This window comes from Mumia sp. (assembly GCF_028803055.1).
Taxonomy (GTDB): domain Bacteria; phylum Actinomycetota; class Actinomycetes; order Propionibacteriales; family Nocardioidaceae; genus Mumia.
Genome location: NZ_JARBCJ010000191.1, coordinates 1 through 5,875 on the forward strand (window position 1 = coordinate 1; position 5,875 = coordinate 5,875).

Here is a 5,875-nt window from a genome sequence, read left to right on the forward strand (position 1 = left end):
CAGGCCTGTCCCCCGCACACGTCGGCCGTCGGGCAGCTCCACCACCCCGACGACGGCGCCCCAGGAGTCCACGACCCCACGCTAGTCGTGCCCCCGGCTGGATTCGAACCAGCGACACCCGCTTTAGGAGAGCGGTGCTCTATCCCCTGAGCTACGGGGGCGCACCGCCCAAGACTAGCGGGGAGCCTCACCAGTCGAGCAGCGGCACGAAGCGGTACGACCCGTGCTCGCTGACGGCGACCTCCTCGCCCGCCTGACGGACGACACGAGTCATCCGCCCGCGAACCGGGACGACCATGGCACCCTGCTCTGCCAGCTGCTCGACGAGAGGCGTGGGGAGCGATCGCGCCTGCGCCGACACCAGCACCCGGTCGTACGGCGCGTCGACCGGCCAGCCCAGGACGCCCCGCTCCGCCAGCTCGACCCGAGCCTGGTCGAGATGCAGCCTCCCGAGTGCCGCAGTCGCGCGGACGCGAAGCTGGGGGACGAGCTCCACCCCCACGACCTGACCCTCTGCCCCGACCAGGGTCGCGAGAAGTGCCGTCGTCCATCCAGAACCGGCTCCGACGTCGAGGACCCGCATGCCGGGCAACACGTCGAGCAGCCGCAGCATCGCCGCGACGGTCCTCGGCTGCGAGCTGGTCTGCCCCCACCCGATCGGCAGCGGCTCGTCCAGGTCTGCGAAGCGCTTCTGGTCGTCCGGGAGGAAGTCCTCGCGTCGCAGGCGCCCCATCACCTCACTGATCTGATCCCCCATGGCCTCAAGTATGGTTCGGCCCATGGAGACGCTTCGACTCGTCCTGCTCGCGATCCACCTTCTTTCCTGGGCATTCGTGGTGGGGGCGTGGGCATCACGACTGCGGACCCCGGTCCCGATCGCCAAAGGCGTCTGGCACGCCGCGGCGACCGCTCTGGTGACCGGTCTGCTGCTCGTCGGCGTCCGCGAGATGGACGACCTCGACGTGAACCACGTCAAGATCGGCATCAAGCTGGTCGTCGCGATCGTCGTCACCGTGCTCGCGTTCGTGGCCACCCGCAAGGGCGACCGCGCCCCGGTCTGGATGGCGCACGCGATCGGAGGGCTCGCAGTCCTCAACGTGCTGATCGCGGTGCTCTGGCAGTAGCGCCGCCCGCGCGGCCGGGGCCTCCGGTGCTGCGGCTAGTGATCCTCGGCTAGCGGTCCTCGGCATCGCGTCGGCCGTCCTCGCGATCACCGACCTCGGCCTCGAGCAGCTCGGCCTCCACGAGGTCGCCGTCCACCCGTTCGTCGTCGTCACCGCCGTAGCGGAAGCGCGCCACGCTGAAGCCGAGCAGGCCCAGCGCGATGACCGAGGAGATCATGAGGCTCAGTCCGGTGCCCCACCCGCTGAACGGCAGCTCCGGGCCGAGCGGCCCCACGGTCGGGACGGCCGGAGCCATCCACCAGATGACGCCGAAGGCCATCACCGAGAGCGCGCCGAGGACGCTCAGAGCGATCCTGGGCCAGGTCGCGACGCCGTAGCGGGCAGCCTCGAAGGCCTTGGCCTTGACCGGCTCGACCCGCCGCCTCGCCCACTCGTAGCGGTTGGACAGGACCGCGAGGCCCCCGAACACCATGAGCAGACCGGGGCCGGGCAGCACCAGCGCGGCGATGCCGGCCACCACGAGCAGCCATCCCAGCAGCTCCGTCCCCGTGGCGCGCAGCCACGAACCGAATCCTCGTACGGTGCTCATCACCCTCCCTCGTCCCACCGGACCAGCATGCCAAAGCGTCTGAAACGGCCGACCGTCCTGCGGCCCACCGTGGTCACCGCCGCCGCAGCGAGGCCGCCCGCGCCCGCTGCCCCGACCAGCGGACAAGAGTCGCCGGACTCATCGGTCCGCCGAAGTAGTAGCCCTGGAGCGCGAGCGTGCGACGCCCGCGAGCACTCAGGTCCGAGAGGACGGCCTCCACCTGCGACCGCCGCTCGATGCCCTCCACGACCGTCTTGAGATTCGTGGCCGACGCCATCTCGAGCATCGAGGTGAGGAACGCCGCCTGCTCCTCGCCCGTGTCGACGTCTCGCGAGAAGACCCGGTCGAGCTTCAGCACCTGCACGGGCAGCCGCATCAACCGTTCGAGCGAGGAGAATCCCACCCCGAAGTCGTCGACCGCCAGGATCGCCCCGCGTTCGACCAGGTCCTCCATCACCCTCGACTCGATGACCTCCTCACTGATCGTCTCCGTCTCGGTGATCTCGAGCGTCAGCGGATGCGGGGCCAGCAGGCCGATGGCGCGATGGATGCGAGCGAGAAACCGCGGCGAGTCGAGCTGACGCGCAGACAGGTTGATCGCGATCGCGGTGTCGGGGTCGAGCGCGTGACCGAGCTGCTCCAGGTCGTCGCAGACCTGGTCGAGCACCAGCTCACCGATCGGCTCGATGAGGTTGGCATCCTCGGCGAGCGGGATGAACTCCTCCGGTGAGACGACCTCGCCGTCCTCGGTCCACCGGGCCAGTGCCTCCACGGCAAGGAGCCGCTGCTCGTCGGCGGAGACGATCGGTTGGTACACGACACGGAGCCGGCGCTCGTCGATCGCCCGGCGCAACCGGTCGACCAGCTCCAAGGACCGCACGCGCTCCTCCCCCATGGCCGCACGGTAGACGACGACGCGGCCACCGCCTTCTCGTTTGGCCACGTACATCGCGATGTCGGCGTTGCGCAGGAGCTCGGAGGCACTCACGCGTTCCGTGTCGGTCCACGAGACGCCGATGCTGGTGGCGATCTCGATCGTGCGGGCGTCCAGCACCATCGGTCGGGCGACGATCTCGCCGACCTGCGCGGCGAGATCCATCGTGCGATCGCGGAGTCCGACCGCTCCGCTCGCCGACGCCGTCACGAGGATGGCGAACTCGTCGCCGCCGAGGCGAGCCACCCGCACGTCGTCGGGAAGGTCGGCGACGAGGCGGCGCGCGATCTCCACCAGCGCTGCGTCGCCGCTCGCATGTCCCAGCTGGTCGTTGACCCGCTTGAAGCCGTCGAGGTCGCAGAACAGGATCGCGCACGACTGTCTCCCGCCCTCGGCGGACAACGCCTCGTCCACGGTGTCGAGGAAGACCGCGCGGTTGCTCAACCGCGTCAGCGGATCGCGCTCCGCGCTGTCGACGAGGTCACGGTTCATCCGCATCCGCGAGAGTGCCTCCTCGGCCTGCTGGGCGATCGACTCCAGGGCCTCCGTGCGTCGGAGCGTCGCGGCCTGCGGGCCACCGGTGCCGTGGATCACGAGCCAGTAGACGTCGTCGCCGGAGATGAAGAGCCGCCGGACGTCACCGGGAGCGGGCAGCTCGCTCCGCAGTCCGGAGCCGGCGGACTTCCCGAGTCGCCGGACCCCCGCGTCGAGCACGGCCAGCACCTCCCCCTCCGTCGAGGCGGAGTGGAGCGCGTTCGCGGTCTCGAACAGCACCTTGAGCCGCCGCGCGGTCTCGCGCTCGCGGGTGAGACCCTTCACCGCCATCAGCACGATCGCCAGCGCAGGCAGGACCGCGAGAAGCGCCCACGGTGACACCGCCCGGTAGAGGAGCACCGAGACGTAGCCCATCGCGGTCACCCCGACGTACAGCCCGTAGAGGGTGAGGACCTCGTATCCCCGCGCCGCGATGCTCCCGGGGTCGGGCGGCTCGGCGGCGTGGACACGCAGCACCGAGACACCGATGTCGATCAGGAACGCGAGCGTGAAGGCCGCCCCGACAACCATCACCTCGCGGTAGCCGGACGTCCCGGTGCCCAGGATCGACACCACGGCGACGGCGACGGCACCGCAGACGATGGAGAGCGACGCGTCGAACGCTCGAGGGGCCCGCGCCACCGGCACGAGCTGGGCCAGCACGACGCCGATGATCCAGAGGGAGAGGGCCTGCGGCCAGTCGAGCGCGAGCGACAGCATCACCAGGACGCAGAACTCGGTGCCCACCGCCAGCCAGTCGTCATAGCGGTCGAGGTAGAGCGGCGCCGCGCTGGTGAGCACGATCGCCGGGACGGCGAGCAGCCACCACGGGTCGAGAGACTCTCCCTGCGCGACGAGCGCCGCCACGGTGAGCACGGTGACGACGACGGCCGCGAGAACCACCGAGGCGCTGAGGAACCAGCGTGCGTGACGCTGCGCTGCGTTCATCGTGTCCCCCCGGTCGTCGGTCGACCTAGCAGCCCGCCGACCTCATGAGCACCCTGCACCATCGGCCCGGCAGCCCGCGAGTCCGAGCGTCGCGGGCACGACGCCGGGAGGAGTCGGAGCCGGGGGCGACGCTCACGGCCGCGTGACGAAGATGTGGCTGGCGGCGTCCGCGTCGATCTCCGCCGTCTCGCCGCCCCGCGCGACGACGACACCGCCGTCGGGCGCCGAGGACACGAGAACGTCGTTGCCGGGGAGCACACCGACGCGACGCAGGACCGACATCGCGGTCGTGTCCTTCTGCAGCTCCTCGCCGATGCGTCGCACCACGAGCCGCGACGCATCACCGTTGGTCGCCAGGGTCGCCGTCAGGTGCATCACGCCGGCCCCGAGGAACGCCTCGGCCTGCACCGCCGCCTCGTCCAGCTCGCCCAGCCCGGGGATGGGCGTGCCGTACGGCGACTCGGTCGGGTGCTCGAGCAGTCGGACCAGCTTGCGCTCGACCTGCTCGGAGATGACGTGCTCCCAACGGCACGCCTCCTCGTGCACGTACTCGATCTCGAGCCCGATGATGTCGGTCAGGAGGCGCTCGGCGAGGCGGTGCTTGCGCATCACCCGCGTGGCGAGCGCGCGCCCCTGGTCGGACAGCTCGAGGTGGCGGTCGCCCTCGACCGTGAGCAGCCCGTCCCGCTCCATCCGGGCTACCGTCTGGCTGACCGTGGGCCCGCTCTGGTGGAGACGCTCGGCGATGCGCGCGCGCAGAGGGACGATGCCCTCTTCCTCGAGCTCGTAGATGGTCCGCAGGTACATCTCGGTGGTGTCGATCAGGTCGCTCACGCGCCTATTGTTCCAGATCGTGCACAGACCCCGTGCACCGTCGAGGATGGGCGGATGCCGATCTCGGTGCTGTGGTTCCGGCGAGACCTCCGCCTCGGGGACAACCCGGCCCTCGTGACGGCGTTGGAGGCCGGCGGCGACGGCGTCGTCCCGCTCTTCGTCCTGGACCCGCGGTTGTGGGACGCGGCCCCGCCGCCGAGACGGGCCTACCTCGCGGGCTCGCTGCGCGACCTCTCCCGACGACTGGGCGCCACGGGACTCCACGTGGTCGCCGGGGACCCTGCGAGAGAGGTGGTCGGGGTGGCCCGCCGGGTCGGCGCGGCCAGCGTGCACGTCGCGGGCGACCACACGCCGTACGGACGCCGCCGAGACACCCGGGTCGCCGACGCCCTCGGCGAGCACGGCGTCGCGCTCGTCCGCACCGGCTCGCCGTACGCGGTCGCTCCCGGCCGGGTGACCAGGCGCGACGGGGGCCGCTACCAGGTCTTCACCCCCTACTACGCCGCGTGGCTCGAGCACGGTTGGCGGGCCCCCGCACGAGACCCCTACGACGGGGCGTGGGTGTCGCCAGGGCCGCCCACCGTCGAGGTCCCGGACGCCGAGCTGCCGGACGGTCTCGCCCTCCCCGTCCCAGGAGAGGTCGCGGCCCGACGGCGGTGGGACGAGTTCGTGGCCGACGGCCTCGACGACTACGCGACCGAACGGGACCTTCCCGGTGACGACCGCACCTCACGGATGTCGGTGCACCTGCGGTGGGGCGAGATCCACCCCCGCACACTGCTCGCCGGGCTCGGACGTGGCCCAGGCTCCGAGGCGTACCGTCGGGAGCTGGCGTTCCGCGAGTTCTACGCCGAGGTGCTCGACCAGCGCCCGGACTCGGCGTGGGATCCGTGGGGGCCGGCCTTCGCCTCG

6 protein-coding genes and 1 tRNA gene are annotated in these 5,875 nt (G+C 71.3%); 2 read left to right on the forward strand and 5 right to left on the reverse strand.

Going from position 1 to position 5,875, the window contains the following annotated elements:
* Positions 1–88: 88 nt before the first annotated feature.
* Together PV363_RS14970 and PV363_RS14975 are read right to left on the reverse strand one after the other, a co-directional pair.
* Positions 89–161 (reverse strand) — tRNA-Arg (locus PV363_RS14970).
* A gap of 26 nt (positions 162–187) precedes the next feature.
* Positions 188–757, reverse strand: a complete 570-nt coding sequence (locus tag PV363_RS14975; protein ID WP_220346162.1) for a methyltransferase domain-containing protein — start codon at positions 755–757, stop codon at positions 188–190.
* 22 nt (positions 758–779) lie between these two features.
* Between PV363_RS14975 and PV363_RS14980 the strand changes: the two genes are divergently transcribed.
* Positions 780–1,124, forward strand: coding sequence for a hypothetical protein (locus PV363_RS14980; RefSeq protein WP_220346161.1), 345 nt, complete (start codon positions 780–782; stop codon positions 1,122–1,124).
* Positions 1,125–1,173: 49 nt separating this feature from the next.
* On the opposite strand, the gene PV363_RS14985 is transcribed toward PV363_RS14980, so the two are convergent.
* From PV363_RS14985 to PV363_RS14995, 3 genes are all read right to left on the reverse strand, one after another.
* Positions 1,174–1,713 (reverse strand): PGPGW domain-containing protein, encoded by a 540-nt coding sequence (locus PV363_RS14985; RefSeq protein ID WP_220343563.1) that lies wholly within the window; start codon positions 1,711–1,713, stop codon positions 1,174–1,176.
* A gap of 73 nt (positions 1,714–1,786) precedes the next feature.
* Complete coding sequence (locus tag PV363_RS14990) at positions 1,787–4,129, reverse strand: bifunctional diguanylate cyclase/phosphodiesterase (RefSeq protein WP_301022736.1); 2,343 nt, start codon at positions 4,127–4,129, stop codon at positions 1,787–1,789.
* A gap of 132 nt (positions 4,130–4,261) precedes the next feature.
* Positions 4,262–4,963, reverse strand: coding sequence for a metal-dependent transcriptional regulator (locus PV363_RS14995; RefSeq protein WP_220343561.1), 702 nt, complete (start codon positions 4,961–4,963; stop codon positions 4,262–4,264).
* A gap of 54 nt (positions 4,964–5,017) precedes the next feature.
* On the opposite strand from PV363_RS14995, the gene PV363_RS15000 reads away from it, so the two are divergent.
* A partial coding sequence (locus PV363_RS15000; protein ID WP_301022737.1) for a deoxyribodipyrimidine photo-lyase occupies positions 5,018–5,875 on the forward strand: 858 nt, incomplete at its 3' end.